The sequence below is a fragment of the Mameliella sp. CS4 genome (genome assembly GCF_019392335.1).
Taxonomy (GTDB): Bacteria; Pseudomonadota; Alphaproteobacteria; order Rhodobacterales; family Rhodobacteraceae; genus Antarctobacter.
Window position 1 is genome coordinate 1 of record NZ_JAHXRQ010000212.1, and the last position, 256, is coordinate 256.

1 protein-coding gene is annotated in these 256 nt (G+C 74.2%); it reads right to left on the reverse strand.

What is annotated here, in order from left to right; genetic code table 11:
• A partial coding sequence (locus tag KZZ07_RS27145) for an aldehyde dehydrogenase family protein (RefSeq protein ID WP_219520111.1) occupies positions 1–256 on the reverse strand: 256 nt, incomplete at both ends.

Consider the following 256-nt stretch of genomic DNA (forward strand, 5'->3'; position numbering starts at 1 on the left):
GCGGCCTCGACCATGGCGGCGATCTTATCCCGCTGGCGCCGGTTGTTGATCGGGCCGATCTGCGTCGCCGGGTCGGCCGGCGCGCCGACCGGGATGCGCGCGGCGGCGTGGGACAGGCGCTCGACGAAGGACGCGTGGATCGAGCGGTGCACGAGTAGCCGGGAGCCGGCCACGCAGCTCTGCCCGGCGCCGCCGAAGATCGCGGCCTGCGCGCCGATCAGCGCCCGGTCGAGATCGGCGTCGGCGAACACGATGT